The organism is Bradyrhizobium sp. WSM2793, assembly GCF_000379585.1.
In the GTDB taxonomy this organism is placed as follows: domain Bacteria; phylum Pseudomonadota; class Alphaproteobacteria; order Rhizobiales; family Xanthobacteraceae; genus Bradyrhizobium.
Genome location: NZ_KB902793.1, coordinates 21095 through 36096, shown reverse-complemented (window position 1 = coordinate 36096; position 15002 = coordinate 21095). Strand labels below are relative to the sequence as shown.

13 protein-coding genes are annotated in these 15002 nt (G+C 65.0%); 7 read left to right on the top strand and 6 right to left on the bottom strand.

Annotated elements, in window-relative coordinates; all coding sequences use genetic code 11:
• Positions 1-145: 145 nt before the first annotated feature.
• A complete protein-coding gene (locus A3AS_RS0125775) occupies positions 146-922 on the bottom strand; it encodes a mechanosensitive ion channel family protein (protein WP_018320430.1) in 777 nt (258 codons plus the stop codon).
• Positions 923-1866: 944 nt separating this feature from the next.
• Between A3AS_RS0125775 and A3AS_RS0125770 the strand changes: the two genes are divergently transcribed.
• From A3AS_RS0125770 to A3AS_RS0125745, 6 genes are read left to right on the top strand one after another with little or no spacing between them, the layout of a single operon-like run.
• On the top strand, positions 1867-2574 hold the full coding sequence (locus A3AS_RS0125770; protein ID WP_018320429.1) for a c-type cytochrome: 708 nt from the start codon (positions 1867-1869) through the stop codon (positions 2572-2574).
• An 8-nt stretch (positions 2575-2582) separates the two neighbouring features.
• Positions 2583-3839: a cytochrome c gene (locus A3AS_RS0125765; protein WP_018320428.1), complete on the top strand. Its 1257-nt coding sequence runs from the start codon at positions 2583-2585 to the stop codon at positions 3837-3839.
• A gap of 7 nt (positions 3840-3846) precedes the next feature.
• Positions 3847-4023 carry a hypothetical protein gene (locus A3AS_RS48505; RefSeq protein ID WP_018320427.1) on the top strand — a complete coding sequence of 59 codons (177 nt, stop codon included), beginning with the start codon at positions 3847-3849 and terminating at the stop codon, positions 4021-4023.
• Positions 4020-4586: a cytochrome c oxidase subunit II gene (locus A3AS_RS0125755; RefSeq protein WP_018320426.1), complete on the top strand. Its 567-nt coding sequence runs from the start codon at positions 4020-4022 to the stop codon at positions 4584-4586. The genes A3AS_RS48505 and A3AS_RS0125755 overlap by 4 nt, the downstream gene beginning before the upstream one ends.
• Positions 4573-6195, top strand: a complete 1623-nt coding sequence (locus A3AS_RS0125750) for a b(o/a)3-type cytochrome-c oxidase subunit 1 (protein ID WP_018320425.1) — start codon at positions 4573-4575, stop codon at positions 6193-6195. The genes A3AS_RS0125755 and A3AS_RS0125750 overlap by 14 nt, the downstream gene beginning before the upstream one ends.
• Positions 6195-7010 (top strand): c-type cytochrome, encoded by an 816-nt coding sequence (locus tag A3AS_RS0125745; protein ID WP_026202358.1) that lies wholly within the window; start codon positions 6195-6197, stop codon positions 7008-7010. The genes A3AS_RS0125750 and A3AS_RS0125745 overlap by 1 nt, the downstream gene beginning before the upstream one ends.
• Positions 7011-7120: 110 nt before the next feature.
• Here the strand turns inward: A3AS_RS0125745 and A3AS_RS0125740 are convergent, their stop codons facing one another.
• Together A3AS_RS0125740 and lipA are read right to left on the bottom strand one after the other, a co-directional pair.
• A complete protein-coding gene (locus tag A3AS_RS0125740; protein WP_018320423.1) occupies positions 7121-7588 on the bottom strand; it encodes a type II toxin-antitoxin system RatA family toxin in 468 nt (155 codons plus the stop codon).
• Between the two features lie 6 nt (positions 7589-7594).
• Entirely contained in the window at positions 7595-8551 is a 957-nt protein-coding gene (lipA, locus tag A3AS_RS0125735) for a lipoyl synthase (RefSeq protein ID WP_018320422.1), read from the bottom strand.
• A gap of 130 nt (positions 8552-8681) precedes the next feature.
• On the opposite strand from lipA, the gene A3AS_RS0125730 reads away from it, so the two are divergent.
• The gene (locus A3AS_RS0125730; protein ID WP_018320421.1) at positions 8682-9284 is read left to right on the top strand and encodes a DNA-3-methyladenine glycosylase; all 603 of its coding nucleotides are present in this window, start codon (positions 8682-8684) and stop codon (positions 9282-9284) included.
• Positions 9285-9394: 110 nt separating this feature from the next.
• Here A3AS_RS0125730 and A3AS_RS0125725 read toward each other — a convergent pair whose 3' ends face one another.
• From A3AS_RS0125725 to A3AS_RS0125715, 3 genes are all read right to left on the bottom strand, one after another.
• Positions 9395-12271: a valine--tRNA ligase gene (locus A3AS_RS0125725; RefSeq protein WP_018320420.1), complete on the bottom strand. Its 2877-nt coding sequence runs from the start codon at positions 12269-12271 to the stop codon at positions 9395-9397.
• Positions 12272-12397: 126 nt separating this feature from the next.
• On the bottom strand, positions 12398-13162 hold the full coding sequence (locus A3AS_RS0125720) for a PopZ family protein (protein WP_026202357.1): 765 nt from the start codon (positions 13160-13162) through the stop codon (positions 12398-12400).
• Positions 13163-13465: 303 nt separating this feature from the next.
• Positions 13466-14851 carry a TolC family outer membrane protein gene (locus A3AS_RS0125715; RefSeq protein ID WP_018320418.1) on the bottom strand — a complete coding sequence of 462 codons (1386 nt, stop codon included), beginning with the start codon at positions 14849-14851 and terminating at the stop codon, positions 13466-13468.
• Positions 14852-15002: the final 151 nt, after the last annotated feature.

Genomic DNA, 15002 nt, shown 5'->3' with positions numbered 1-15002 from the left:
CAGCCCCCACTCTCCACGCGGCGATGTGGTACGCCGTCGCGATCACGCGCGAACCTCGCCGCGCGCGGTCGGGATCTGGTTGCGCTGGAGCAAACAGCGCTCAGCTTGGAATTAGTTTCGTTCCAACTCGCCTCGGCTGAGGCGGCTATGCCGCCGCCAGCAGCGCGCTCGCATGGTCGAGCACCCGCTGCCTGACCGCATCGGCATCTGACGGATTCACCCTCGCGCTGACCGTCAATTCCACGACGGGCGCCGCGGGATCGGCGGCGATCACCTTCGTCACATTGACCGACGGTGCGACACCCTTGGCGATGCGGGGATCGTCGCGCAGCTGTTTCAGGATCCGGTCTGCCAGCGCGTTGGCCGATCCGGCCCTGACCGGAAACGCAACCTTGACCTCGCCCGTGCCGGGATAGGCGCTGCGGTTGATGATGGCCGCGCCCCACACCTGCCCGTTAGGCAACAGGATCTGCGTGTTGTCGGGCGCGACCAGCTCGGTCATGAACAGCGACAGCGACTTTACCTTGCCCGCCTTGCCGGCGACCTCGACATCGTTACCGATGTGAAACGGCCGGAACAACAGCAGCATCACGCCGGCGGCAAGATTGGAGAGCGTGCCCTGAAGTGCCAGACCAATGGCGAGCGATGTCGCGCCCAGCACGGCAACGAGGCTCGCGGTCTGAATGCCGAACAGCTGAAGCACGGCGATGCCGACCACCGCCAGCACGCCGTAACGTGCAAGGCTGCCCACGAACAAAGTCACGAGCGGGTCGACGCGATGCGTGACGCTCAACAGGCGCGTGACGAACCGCTGCATGGCGCCCGACAGGTACCAGCCGATCGCGAGCAGAAGGATCGCGTAAATCGCGTTCAAGCCATACAGGACGAGCGAGGCTTTCAACGTGTCGAAATTGATGGTCATGGCGGCTCCAACCCGGACAATCCGTTGCAAACTCACTGCGGCGCGAATTGATCCCGAAGGGAACACGGTCCCTAGGGCGGGTTAGCGAAGCGTAATCCGCCGCGTCTCTCGTCGCGGGACCAGAATGGCGGATTACGCCTTCGGCTAATCCGCCCTACGGCGTACAATGTCTTGCGTTGCCCGACGGGCAAAACACGCTAGCCGTAGGGCAAGGCGCGCGGGCGAAAATATTCGCCTTTACAGAATTTCGGCTTTATCGCATTGTCTCGCCACCTCACCCCGGTCAGAGGGGCGTATCGCGATCGTCACGAAACGTGGGGTGAGCTGCGGTGGACGTTCGTCACATCGGCGCGAGAGGCATTGCAGGGCGGGCAACCGTGAGCAACAGCCTATCGTGCACACGACCGGTGTGATCTGCGTACGGCAAAACCGTGTCGTCCTGACGCCCGGGGTCTGTGCGTCAAGTCTTGTGGTGATGTGTGGTGCCCGACCGGGTGCGCACGTCAGTCATCTGCAAGGCGACGGGGGCAATAGTGCATCGCTCCCCGGGGAGAGCTCGGCATAAGCCGTCAAACCACTGCGCAGGGAAGGCCGGGTTGTCCTGGCTACACCTGTATGCCGCTGTGCAGCTTCTTGTCACGCAGGATTCGCACAGTGGACCGCGGGTGCCAGCCGGCACCCGGCCTTCCCTGCGCCCTCTGACATCTGAGGGCGACATGACCAATGCAGGACTCGGGCAGGAACTGTCGCGAGACCGCAGCGTTATGCTAAGTTTTTGAAAAAAGCACGCAAGTTTGTCCAATTCGATCGGAATCGCGAATGCAGACGGCGCGACCAAACGTCATCACGCGTCTCCGATCTTGCGCGAGAAAATATTGGCGCAATAATGCCGCTCTACGTTGTGAGCCGGAATCAACCGGACCAGCATTTGGAGGGCGACGAAATTGTTCGCTCGCGCCGCGGCTTCAGTCGCCGTAACTATCACCTTGGCCACCATTGATGGTGCGACCGCACAAACGGCCAACCAGCCTCCGGACACGATGGCGGCGCGGGTCGAGGCTTGCACGCCCTGTCACGGCAACAAGGGCGAAGGCACCAGCGACGTCTATTTCCCGCGGCTTGCCGGCAAGCCCGCCGGCTATCTCTACAATCAGCTGCTCGCCTTCCGCAGCGGCCGCCGCAAATATCCGCCCATGAACTATCTGCTGGAGTTTCTGCCCGATCCGTATCTGGAGGCGATGGCGGAATATTTCGCCGGCGAACATCCGCCGCTGCCGCAGCCGGCGCCGAGCGAGGTCAGCAAGGACGTGCTGGCGCTGGGCGAGCTGCTCGCCACCAGCGGCGATGCCAGCCGCAACATTCCGGCCTGCGTGAGCTGCCATGGCCCGGGACTCGCCGGCATGCAACCCGGCATCCCCGGCCTGCTCGGCCTGCGCGCCAATTACATCAGCGCCCAGCTCGGCGCCTGGCGCTACGGCACCCGCACGGCGAAATCGCCAGACTGCATGCAGCAGGTCGCTGGCCATCTGACCGAGGCGGACGTCACCGCGGTCGCGGCCTGGCTCGCGACACGACCGGCGCCCACGAACCCGGCCCCCGTGCCGAAAGGCACCTACGCGTTGCCTTTCGGCTGCGGCAGCCAGCCCAACTGACGAGGCGGATGATGGGCTCGAAACTGTCGACCGCACTGTTATCGATCAAGCTCCTGGCCCTCGCGGCGCTCACCACGGCCGCGCAGGCGCAGGACAAGAGCAGCGACATCATCGCCCGCGGTGAATATCTCGCCCGTGCCGGCGATTGCACGGCGTGCCACACCGCGCCGGAAGGCCGCCTGTTCGCCGGCGGCCGCGCCATGCCGACACCGTTCGGCACACTCTACACCTCCAACATCACGCCGGACCCGGATACCGGGATCGGCAAATGGAGCGCCGACGACTTCTACAAGACCATGCACAGCGGCCGTTTCCCGGACGGCGGGTTGATCTATCCGGCCATGCCGTTCGCGTCCTACACCAAGGTGACGCGCGCCGACAGCGACGCGATCTTCGCCTATTTGCGCTCGATCGCGCCGGTGAGCCAGAAGAACAAGCCGCACGAACTGCGCTTTCCCTACGACAACCGGCAGCTCATTCTGGGATGGCGCACGCTGTTCTTCAGCGAAGGCGAGTTCAAGCCCGATCCGAAGAAATCGGCGGAATGGAATCGCGGCGCCTATCTCGTCGAGGGCCTCGGCCATTGCGGCATGTGCCATTCGCCTATCAATGCGCTCGGCGGCACCTCGCAATCGGACGCCTTCAAGGGCGGCCTGATCCCGATGCAGAACTGGTACGCGCCCTCGCTGACGTCCAATCGCGAGGCCGGCCTCGGCGACTGGAGCATCAAGGACATCACCGACCTGCTCCAGACCGGCGTCTCCATGCGCGGCGTGGTCTACGGCCCGATGGCCGAGGTCGTGCACAACAGCCTGCAATATCTCAATGACGAGGACACCCGCGCGATGGCGGTGTACCTCAAGGGCATTGCGGAGCCCGCGCCTCCGCCGCCGGCAAGCTCGACGCTGCCGACCACCGAGAGCAGCCTGCTGATCAGCCTCGGCAAGACCGTCTACGACAAGCAATGCGCGAGCTGTCACGGCACGCAGGGCGAAGGCAAGCCGCCGCACTGGCCGCCGCTCGCCAACAACCAGTCGATCGAGATGCAGTCCGCGGTCAATCCCATCCGCATGGTGCTCAATGGCGGCTATCCGCCAGGCACCAAGGGCAACCCGATGCCCTACGGCATGCCGCCTTTCGCGGGCCTGTTGTCCGACAACGAGATCGCCGCCGTCGTCTCCTACATCCGCACCGCTTGGGGCAATCGCGGCACGCCGGTCTCGGCGCGCGAGGCCAACGAGCTGCGCTCCGCACCGCTGAACTGAGAATCACATGATCAACTCCGACCCGCCGACCAGCCCCGCGAGCGCCGACCAGGCCGTCGAGGAGGTCGTCGCGCAAGGCCCGTCCGGCGCGATCGTGCTCGCCGGCATCGCCACCGCCTGCGTGGTCGCGATGTGGCTCGCCTTCTATCTGTTCGTCTTCCTGCCCCGCGGATCGCTGCAATGAGCACCGAGGAAACTCATCACGACAGCGCCGAGGTCGCCGCCCGCGTCGAGCGGCGCTGGGCCACCATCGCCGTGATCATCATCGTGATGATGGCGCTGCTGGCGGCTTTCGCCGGCATCCATCGCGCGACCATGCCGCAGCCGCGCGTCGAGATCACCGATCCCTCGCGCCTGCATCTGTCCGGCGAATTCGTCGAGAGCAATCTCGGCAGCGTGCTGGAGGCCAACGGCAATGTCACCGTGCGCGCAATCGGCCAGCAATATTCCTTCACGCCAGCCTGCATCGTGGTGCCCGCGGATACGCCGATCACGCTGCGGGCCACCAGTGCCGACGTTGTCCACGGCATCCTCATTCAGGGCACCAACGTCAACACCATGCTGGTGCCGGGCTACATCTCCGAGCAGCTGATGCGCTTCGCGAAGACCGGCGACTATCTGATGCCCTGCCAGGAGTTCTGCAGCTTTGGCCATGAGGGCATGTGGGGCAAGGTCAAAGTGATCGACAAGACCGAATTCGCCGATCGCGCGAAGGGTGGCGGGAGGCTGAGCTGTGTTGGTCAATAGGAAGCTCATCCTCGCCCATTTCTGGCTGGCCTTCGCCGTATTCGGCATCGCGCTCACGCTCGGCGCCTGGCAGATGTTCATCCGCAGCCCGATCGGCACGTGGCTCTCCAACCCCGAGCTCTATTACCGCTCGCTGACCGCCCACGGCACGGTGATGGGCTACGTCTTCCCGACCCTGGTGGCGATGGCCTTCGGCTACGCCATCAGCGAGTCCGCGCTGCAGCAGCGCCTGGTCGGTGTGCGCTGGGCCTGGGCCGGATTCTGGTTGATCGTCGCCGGCAGCGTCATGGCGGTGATCCCGATCGCGCTCGGCCGCGCCTCGGTGCTCTACACCTTCTATCCGCCGCTGATCGGCAACGTCTTCTATTATCTCGCCGTCGTCCTGGTCGTGGTCGGCTCCTGGATCTGGGTCGCGCTGATGTCGGTCAATCTGCGCGTCTGGCGCAAGGCCAATCCCGGCGCGCCAGTGCCACTCGCCATGTTCGCCAATGTCGCGGGCTCCTACCTCTGGGCCTGGACCGCGGTCGGCGCCGCGCTCGAGCTGCTGCTGCAGATCATTCCGGTTGCGGCAGGCCTCAAGGCCACCATCGATGCCGGCCTCGCCCGCGTCTTCTTCTCCTGGACGCTGCACGCCATCGTCTATTTCTGGCTGATGCCGACCTACATCGCCTATTACACCATCGTGCCGCGTGCGATCGGCGGCCGCGTCTATTCCGACTCGATGGCGCGGATCTCCTTCATCCTGTTCCTGGTGGTGTCGATGCCGATCGGCATGCACCACACCTTCGCCGATCCGCAAGTCGGCGCCGGCTTCAAGTTCATCCATTCGGCCTTCACCGCGCTGGTCGCGCTGCCGACGCTGCTGACCGTGTTCACGATCTGCGCCTCAGTCGAGATCGCGGCGCGGCTGCGCGGCGGCCGCGGCATGTTCGGCTGGATCGGGGCCCTGCCCTGGGACAATCCGATGATGCTGGCGCTGGCGTTCTCCTTCGTCATGCTCGGCTTCGGCGGCGCCGGCGGCCTCATCAACATGAGCTATCAGCTCGATGCCTCGATCCACAACACGCAGTGGATCACCGGCCATTTCCACCTGATCTTCGGCGGCGCCATCGTCATCATGTATTTTGCGATTGCCTATGATCTGTGGCCGCATCTGACCGGCCGGGAGCTGATCGATCTCCGCCTGATCCGCACCCAGCTGTGGCTGTGGTTCATCGGCATGATCGTGACGACCTTCCCGTGGCACTGGGTCGGCATTTTGGGCATGCCGCGCCGCATGGCCTATTTCGATTTCGGCGATCCCGCGATCGCGCCGCAGGCGCTCTCCGTCACCCTCTCGGCGATCGGCGGCTTCATCCTGCTGGCGTCGGGCATCATGTTCATCGTCATCCTCGCGCGCGGCATGCGCGCGCCGCAGGCCGACGCCGGGCCCTATCGCTTCGCGCTGGCCGTGCACCAGCCGACAACCGTGCCGGTCGCGCTCAACACCCATGCGCTGTGGGTGGCGCTGATGATCGGCCTCACGCTGACCAATTACGGCTATCCGATCCTGAATCTGGCGCTGAGTTCGGGCACCTCGGTGCCGGCCGTCTATGTGGGGGCGCAGTGATGAGCACGCGCGACCTCTTCACCTTCCGCAACAGCCATTTCAGGACTGGCGTCGGCATCACCGCCGCGATCCTCGTCGTCACCGCGATTGCCGGCTTCATCGTGCTGCCCTTCGCACAGCCCTGGGTTCAGTTCGCCAATGTCTGGGATGCGATCTGCAGTGCCGCCGGCGTACCGCAGCGTGCGGCTGGCGTCACGGCGCCCGAACAGGCAAAACGCCTGTCCGGGGTCGTGCTCACCTCGAACACGTTGTCACGTCCGAGCCAGGAAGCGATCGGCCGCGGCGCGACGCTGGCGCAGCGCTGCGCGATCTGTCATGGCCCCACCGGCGTCAGCCGCGCGGACTCGCCCAATCTCGCCGGCCAGTATGCGGCCGTGATCTACAAGGAGCTGCACGATTTCCGCTCGGGTGCGCGCACCAATGCCGTGATGTCGCCGTTTGCGGTCAACCTGACAGACCAGGAGATCGCCGATCTCTCGAACTATTACGCCTATCTGCCGCGGCTTCCGGCCTATCACCCGACGCCACAACTGCCGAAACCCAACATCGTCATCTACGGCGCGCCGATGCGCGGGATCGCGCCCTGCGGCTCCTGCCACGGCAGCCTCGACAACAAGACCGGCAGCCCGTGGCTGGAGGGGCAGTCCGAGGCCTACATGAAGGCGCAGCTCCACGCCTTCGCCTCCGGCGAGCGCCGCAACGACATCAGCCAGCAGATGCGCAACATCGCCCGCGCAATGACGCCGCAGGAGATCGAGCAGGCCGCGGCGTATTACGCCTCGCAGCCGCCGGATGTGGTGAAGGCGGTGGATTGAAGTCGATTCTCGTAGCCCGGATGGAACGAAGCGCAATCCGGGACGGTGCTTCGACGCGCGAACTGCCCCGGATTACGCTTCGCTCCATCCGGGCTACAGGCGATCGACACCTACGACGACGCCAGCTTCCGCCCGTAAATCGCGTCCGCCCGTTTCTCGAACGCGGTCGAGAAGCGCGCGAAGGCGGCGTCGAACATCGAGCCCATCAGCAGCGCCAGCATGCGGCTCTTGAATTCGTAGGACAGGAAGAACCCGACGTCGCAGACGCCCTCGCCTTTGGGCTCGAACGTCCAGCGATTTTCAAGGTTGCTGAAAGGACCTTGCAGATATTCGACCAGGATCTTCAGATTGGCGCGGTCGAGGCTCACGCGGCTGGTGAAGGATTCCTTGACCAGCTTGAACGACACCGTCATGTCGGCGACCAGCACCTCGGTGCCATCAGGCTTGGCCATGCGCTGGCGCACCTTCAGCGCGCTGCAGAGCGGCACGAATTCCGGGTAGCGCTCGACGTCGGCGACCAGATCGAACATCTCGGTGGCGCTGTGATTGACACGGCGCTTGCTCGAAAATTTGGGCATGGCGGTTCAGCGGGCCGTCGCGGCCCGCGCGGCCTTCAGTCTCGCAAAGTCCTCGCCGGCATGATGCGACGAGCGGGTGAGCGGGCTCGCCGACACCATCAGGAAGCCCTTGGTGTAGGCGACCTTCTCGTAAGAGGCGAACTCGTCCGGCGGCACGTAGCGCATCACGGCGTGGTGTTTGCGGGTCGGCTGCAGGTATTGGCCGATGGTCAGGAAATCGACGTCGCCCGAACGAAGGTCGTCCATCACCTGCTGCACCTCGTGGCGCTCCTCGCCGAGGCCGACCATGATGCCGGACTTGGTGAAGATGGTGGGGTCGAGCTCCTTGACCCGCTGCAACAGCCGGATCGAATGGAAGTAGCGCGCGCCCGGCCGCACCGTGAGATAGCGCGACGGCACGGTCTCGAGATTGTGGTTGAAGACGTCGGGCTTGGCGGCAACCACCACCTCGAGCGCCCCCTCCTTGCGCAGGAAGTCCGGCGTCAGGATCTCGATCGTGGTCGTGGGGCACGCGGCGCGGATCGCGCGGATGGTCTGGGCAAAGTGCTCGGCGCCGCCGTCAGCGAGGTCGTCGCGATCCACGGAGGTGATGACGACATGGGCAAGGCCGAGCTTGGCGGTCGCCTCGGCGACGTTCTCAGGCTCGGCCGCATCCAGCGCATTGGGCAGGCCGGTCTTGACGTTGCAGAACGCGCAGGCTCGGGTGCAGGTGTCACCCATGATCATGAAGGTGGCGTGCTTTTTGTCCCAGCACTCGCCGATGTTCGGGCAGCCGGCCTCCTCGCACACCGTGTGCAGGCCGTTGGACCGCACGATGTTGCGGGTGTCGGCGTAGCCGCGGGTGTTCGGCGCGCGCACGCGAATCCAGTCCGGCTTCGGCGGCGAAGCGGAGTCAGGACGATTCACCTTTTCGGGGTGGCGCGGGCGCAGCGGGTTCGTGATGGTATCGACAATAACGACCATGGGATGTCCGGTCTGTTCAGGTCCTACCTAGTCGGTCTCGCCCCGCATCGCAACCCGGCTCGCGCCGCTTCAGGGAACATGGCAGATATGGGCAATATCCTGCTCTGTTCTCAGGCGATTCTCACCTCGAATGGCTCCAGTATCGAAGACTTCCACCCCGCGGCTCGGCAAGCTGCTCAAGCGCGGCTTTTTCGACCGCGACGTCCGCGAGGTCGCCCGGGACCTGATTGGCGCGACCATGCTGGTCGACGGCGTCGGCGGCGTCATCGTCGAGGTCGAGGCCTATCATCATACCGAGCCGGCGGCGCACTCCTACAACGGGCCGACGCCGCGGAACCAGGTGATGTTTGGCCCGCCGGGCTTTGCCTATGTCTATCGCTCCTACGGCATCCACTGGTGCGTGAACTTCGTCTGCGAGGAGGAAGGCTCGGCGAGCGCCGTGCTTATCCGCGCGCTGGAGCCGACGCACGGGATCGCCGCGATGCGCCGCCGCCGTCATCTCCAGGATGTGCACGCGCTGTGCTCGGGCCCCGGCAAGCTGACCGAGGCGCTCGGCATCACCATTGCGCACAACACCCTGCCGCTGGACCGGCCGCCGATCGCGCTGCATGGGCGGACGGACGATGTCGAGGTAGTGGCCGGCATCCGAATCGGCATCACCAAGGCCGTCGAGCTGCCCTGGCGCTATGGCGTCAGGGGCTCGAAGTTTCTGAGCAAGCCGTTTCCGAAGTAGTCGTCGTTCCGGGGCGCGACGAAGACGCGAACTACGGTGCGCAATTGCGCACCGGAGAATCTCGAGATTCCGGGTCTGGTCCTTCGGACCATCCCGGAATGACAGCGAGGTCACGACGCCTGCTTCAGCCGCTCCAGCGCCTCGAGCAGCTTGGCCTTGCGCGCGAGCGCGGCCTCGCGCTTTTCGCGCTCCTCCTCGACGACCTCCTCGGCCGCGTTGGCGACGAACTTTTCGTTCGCGAGCTTGGACTCGGCGCGTTTGATATCGGCGTCGGCCTTGCCGATCTCCTTGTCGAGACGCGTGCGCTCGGCAGCGACGTCGATCACGCCCTTCAGCGGCAGCGCGGCCACTTCGCCACGGATGAGGAGCTGAACCGCGCCATCAGGCGCGCGGTCGGCGAAGGAGATGTCCGACAGCCGCGCCATACGCTTGATGACGTCGGTCCAGCGCGGCGCCCGCTCCCGGGTTTCGGCGGAAGCCCCGACCAGCACCAGTGCCGTCAGCGTTGCCGGCGGAATGTTCATCTCGGCACGCACCGAACGGATCTGCGTGATCAGGTCGATGACCCAGCCGATCTCGGCTTCCGCCTTGGGATCGGTGAAGTCGGCGTGGTCGAAGATCGGCATGACCAGCATCGGCGACATCAGCGGTTCGGTCGGTCCAGCCGCTGCAGCGAGGATTGCGAGTTGCTCCGGTGTCGGCTCGGCCGGCTTCAGCGGCCATTGCGCCAATGCGAGCAGACCGTCGCGCTTGGCCGTCAATTCCCACAGCTCCTCGGTGATGAAGGGCATGAAGGGATGCAGCAGCTTCAGGATCTCATCGCGCGCCCAGGCGACCATGGCGCGGGTTTCGTCCTTTGCCGGGCTGTCGGGGCCGAGCAGCACGGGTTTTGCGAGCTCGACATACCAGTCGCAATAGACGTTCCAGACGAAGCGGTAGATGCTCCCAGCCGCATCGTTGAAGCGATAGGCTTCGATAGCCTCGGTCACCTCGCGCGTGGTGTGCGCGCTCTCATGCGCGATCCAGCGGTTCAGCGTCTCCTTGGCCTTCGCCGGCTCGAAACCCGCGGGCACGGCGCAGTGGTTCATCTCGGCGAAGCGGGACGCATTCCACAGCTTGGTCGCGAAATTGCGGTAGCCCTCGACGCGGCTGGTGGCGAGCTTGATGTCGCGGCCCTGCGCGGCCATCGCAGCCAGCGTGAAGCGCAGCGCGTCCGCACCGTATTCGTCGATCAGGTTGAGCGGATCGATGACATTGCCCTTCGACTTCGACATCTTGGCGCCCTTCTCGTCGCGGACGAGGGCGTGGATGTAGATCGTCGAGAACGGCACCTCCTTCATGAAGTGCAGGCCCATCATCATCATGCGGGCGACCCAGAAGAAGATGATGTCGAAGCCGGTCACCAGCGCATTGGTCGGGTAATAGCGCTGCACCTCGGGGGCATCCTCGGGCCAGCCGAGCGTCGAGAACGGCCACAGCGCCGAGGAGAACCAGGTGTCGAGCACGTCCTCGTCGCGGGTGATGAAGCCTTCGCGCTTGATGCGGTCGAGCGCCATCTCGCGGCCCTGCTCGGCCGTGATGACCTCCTGCTCGACGTAATAGCCGAGCGCGTGGCTGACGGCCTCCTCCTCGGTCTCGGCGACGAACACCTTGCCATCGGGGCCGTACCAGGCCGGGATCTGATGGCCCCACCAAAGCTGGCGCGAGATGCACCAGGGCTGGATGTTATCCATCCACTCGAAATAGGTCTTTTCCCAGTTTTTCGGCACGAACGACGTCTCGCCCGACCGCACCGCCGCGATCGCGGGCTTTGCCAGCGTCTTGGCGTCGACATACCACTGGTCGGTGAGGTACGGCTCGATCACGCTGTTGGAGCGATCGCCGTGCGGCACCATGTGGGTGTGCGGCTCGATCCGCTCGACGAAGCCGAACGATTCAAGCCGCTCGACGATGCGCTTGCGCGCAGCGAAGCGGTCGACCTTGTGGAATTCCTCGGCGAATTGCGAGGCGCCTTCCGGCAGATCGCGCAGATAGTCCTCGTTGTCGACGAGATCGAGGCAACCTTCCCTGTCGATCACGCTGATGCGGCGCAGGCCGTGGCGATTGCCGACCTCGAAATCGTTGAAGTCGTGCGCCGGTGTCACCTTGACCGCGCCCGAGCCCTTCTCCGGATCGGAATAATCGTCGGCGACGATCGCGATCTTGCGGCCGACCAGCGGCAGGATCACGTTTTTGCCCACCAGCTTCTGGTAGCGCTCGTCCTCGGGATGCACGGCAACGCCGGTATCGCCGAGCATGGTCTCGGGGCGCGTGGTGGCGACGACGATGAAGCTCGAGGGATCCTCAGGGTTGAACGTCTTGCCCTCGATCGGATAGCGCAGATACCAGAGGTGGCCCTTCACCTCGGTCTGCTGCACCTCGAGATCGGAGATCGCGGTCAGCAGCTTGGTGTCCCAGTTCACCAGCCGCTTGTCCTTGTAGATCAGGCCGTCGCGGTGCAGCTCGACGAACACCTTGATGACGGCCTTCGACAGGCCCTCGTCCATGGTGAAGCGTTCGCGCGACCAGTCGCAGGAGGCGCCGAGCCGCTTGAGCTGGTTGATGATGGTGTCGCCGCTCTCGGCCTTCCACTGCCAGACCCGCTCCAGAAACTTCTCGCGGCCCATCTCGCGGCGGCCGGGCTGCTGGCGCTCCATCAGCTGCCGCTCGACCACCATCTGGGTGGCGATGCCGGCATGGTCTGTGCCGGGCTGCCACAGCACGTCGCGGCCGCGCATCCGCTCAAACCGGCACAGGATGTCCTGCAGCGTGTTGTTGAGGGCGTGGCCCATGTGCAGCGAGCCCGTCACGTTCGGCGGCGGGATCACGATGGTAAAGGGCACGGCGTCGCGGCGGTCGGGGCGGCCGGCCTTGAAGGCAAGGCTGTCCTCCCACACCACGGACATGCGGGCTTCGATATCGGCGGGCTGGTAATTTTTCTCGATCATGGGGCTGTTAGAAAGCCGCGTGTGCGGGTCAAGTCAACGGGAAGCTCAGCGGCAAAGGCTTTCCTGCCCGGTCCGCAGATCGAATATGCCGCAGGAGCAGGGCTTTATCGGGGCCGCAGGGCCGTATCAGCGCCCGCCGCGCGAGACCCGCTCGATTTCGGCCTTCACGATGCGTTCAACGAGGCCCGGCAAATTGTCGTCGAGCCAGGATTTCAGCATCGGACGCAGCATCTCCTTGACCAGATCCTCCAGCGTCCGCGCGTTGCTGCTGAGCACCGTATGAGCCAGGGAGTTGAAGGCGGATTCGACCGCCGAGACGGTCGACTGCGCGAGCATGGGCTGCTGCGGCGGCAGCGGCGGGGCATCGAAGTCCACCGGCGCGTAGGACGGCGCCGGCGTCGGGCGCGGCGGCGGCGATTCGGTGAATTCGAGATCGTCACGCGGCTCGACCTTGCGGAAGCTCGGCGGCGGCGGAGGCGGCGTCGGATCCATCGCCATCTCGTCGGTCAATTCGAGCACGTCGGGCTCAGGCTCGGGCTCCGGCTCAGGCTCGCGGACCTCCGGCGCGGTTGTGGCCGTATCCAGCCCCGCCAACAGCGCGTCGATGTCGTCCTGGCTGTTCGGTGATGCCTCCGCCGCAGGCGGTGGGGCCGCTGCCGGCTTTGCGGCCGGAGGTGGCGCAGGTTTTTCAGCGGCAGGCTTGGTAGGGGCAACCTTGGAGGGCGGAATGTCGTTCATCGCCTGCGGCTTGGGTGCGGGCGCAGCAGGAGCTGGCGCGGGCTTTGCGGCCTCTGCCAGCGGCGGCTTGGCCTCATCGTCGGCAATGATGCGCCGGATCGAGGCCAGAATCTCCTCCATCGAGGGTTCTGTGACCTTTGCAGGCTGCGTCATCTCCGACTCCACATCATCAACGCCCTCGCATGCGTTGTTTTACACCAAGCACGACAGGATTGGCCGGTTCCGGATGGGCGGCCCGACATTTTCGTCGCGGCAGCCCGACTTGTCCCCAGATCACGGCTCAACGTGCAGCGGTGCGCCCCTGCCCCCGGCACTCAAGCTTTACGCACACGGCATCACTGCGAGGCGAATCGACCCGCATCGTCTTGGCAAGGCTATGTCAGGGATTTTGATGATTGCAAGCAAAGCGCCGGTCGGCCTCGGCAATTCATGAGGCCGACCGGACGAGTACGGGAATCAGCGCCCGTCAGGCGTACGCACGCCGGCCCAGCTATCGCGGACCTGATGGTAGTGAACGCTGGGATCGTAAACCGTGGTCGCAAGGCCGAGAACCTGCGGCGCCAGACGGCCGACGGCGGCGAGGACGTTATAGGATGCAACAACCCGGTCGTGCTGCGCAGTCACCAGCGCGACGCGCGCATTGACCAGCGCCTGCTGCGCGTTGAGGACGTCCAGGGTCGTGCGCTGACCGGCCTTGGCCTCTTCGCGCACGCCATTCAGCGCGATCTCGGACGCCGTCACCTGCGCCTGCGCGGACTGCACCTGCGCCTTGCCGGCCTGCAGCGAACCCCACCACTGCACGACGGTCGCGCGGGTCTGATCCCGCGTGTTTTCGAGGTTGAGACGTTGCTGCGCCAGGTTTTCCTTGGACTGGCGGATCAGCGAATATTCGCTACCGCCCTGATAGATCGGCACCGAGACCTGCGCGATCGCGGAAGCGCTGAGCGAGCGGTACTGAATCAAAGATTGTTCGTAGGCCTGGGTCACCCCCGCCTGCAGGGTGACCGTGGGCAGCAGAGCGCCCTCGGCAACCTTGACCTGCAAGAAATTGACGTCGATGCCGAACATCGCGGCGGTGACGTTCGGATGCTCGACGAGGCCGAGCTCGACCGCGGCAGCGAGCGTCGCGGGCAGGAAACGATCCACCGGCGAGCCGGGTGCCAGATTCGTCGGCTCGTTGCCGATGATGCGGCGGAAGTTCGCGCGCGTCGTGGTGAGATTTGCTTCCGCGGTCAGGGCCTGCGTCCTGCCAGCCGCCAGCTGTGCTTCCGATTGCGCAACGTCGGTGCGCGTCACTTCGCCGACGTTGAAGCGGTCACGAGTCTGCTTGAGCGTCTGCTCGAGCACCCGCACGTTGCTGCGCTGGACTTCGAGCGTCGCCGAGTCGCGCAGATAATCCATGTAGGTCGTGGCGGCCAGGAGCAATATGCTCTGATCGAGGCTGCGCAACGCTTCGCGGGAGCCGGAAACCTGACTCTCCGCGGCGCGCGTCCTGTTGGCAGTCTGGTTACCGTTGTAGAGCGTCTGGGTGGCAGTCAGTCCCACGCTTCGGGGATAGCCTTTACCGTTAATCGGATCGCTGTTGGACGCACTTTTGAAGTCCGAGTACTGAATGCCCCCGCTCGCCGTCAGCGAGACCTTCGGGCGATATCCCGAGAGCGCCTGCGGCACGTTTTCGTCAGTCGAGCGCACCTGGGCGCGCTGTGCGTTGAGCTGTGGATTGTTCTGATAGGCGCGCACCAGCGCGGACTCGATCGTGTCCGCCAAGGCAGGCGTCGGCCCGGCAAGCGCGAGCAGCAGGACCGAAACCGCAGCTCCGGTGAAGAGCTTCACCCCATGCATCCCAAAAATTCCGTTCATTCTAACGCCCGGCTCGTGCCCGCGAGCTGGGTTACCGTCTACGAGTGGAGTCGTTGCCCCGCCGCAACATAAGACGCGGTCAAGCGCGACGGAACTACCTGAGGGTAGTTCTCGGTGGAAACTCTTTACGTGC

Bases quoted from the DNA above. Each gene is read 5' to 3' on its own strand.
- A3AS_RS0125775 (WP_018320430.1), bottom strand. From the start codon at position 922: ATGACCATCAATTTCGACACGTTGAAAGCCTCGCTCGTCCTGTATGGC.
- A3AS_RS0125765 (WP_018320428.1), top strand. From the start codon at position 2,583: ATGATGGGCTCGAAACTGTCGACCGCACTGTTATCGATCAAGCTCCTG.
- A3AS_RS48505 (WP_018320427.1), top strand. From the start codon at position 3,847: ATGATCAACTCCGACCCGCCGACCAGCCCCGCGAGCGCCGACCAGGCC.
- A3AS_RS0125755 (WP_018320426.1), top strand. From the start codon at position 4,020: ATGAGCACCGAGGAAACTCATCACGACAGCGCCGAGGTCGCCGCCCGC.
- A3AS_RS0125745 (WP_026202358.1), top strand. From the start codon at position 6,195: ATGAGCACGCGCGACCTCTTCACCTTCCGCAACAGCCATTTCAGGACT.
- A3AS_RS0125740 (WP_018320423.1), bottom strand. From the start codon at position 7,588: ATGCCCAAATTTTCGAGCAAGCGCCGTGTCAATCACAGCGCCACCGAG.
- lipA (WP_018320422.1), bottom strand. From the start codon at position 8,551: ATGGTCGTTATTGTCGATACCATCACGAACCCGCTGCGCCCGCGCCAC.
- A3AS_RS0125730 (WP_018320421.1), top strand. From the start codon at position 8,682: ATGGCTCCAGTATCGAAGACTTCCACCCCGCGGCTCGGCAAGCTGCTC.
- A3AS_RS0125725 (WP_018320420.1), bottom strand. From the start codon at position 12,271: ATGATCGAGAAAAATTACCAGCCCGCCGATATCGAAGCCCGCATGTCC.
- A3AS_RS0125720 (WP_026202357.1), bottom strand. From the start codon at position 13,162: ATGACGCAGCCTGCAAAGGTCACAGAACCCTCGATGGAGGAGATTCTG.
- A3AS_RS0125715 (WP_018320418.1), bottom strand. From the start codon at position 14,851: ATGCATGGGGTGAAGCTCTTCACCGGAGCTGCGGTTTCGGTCCTGCTG.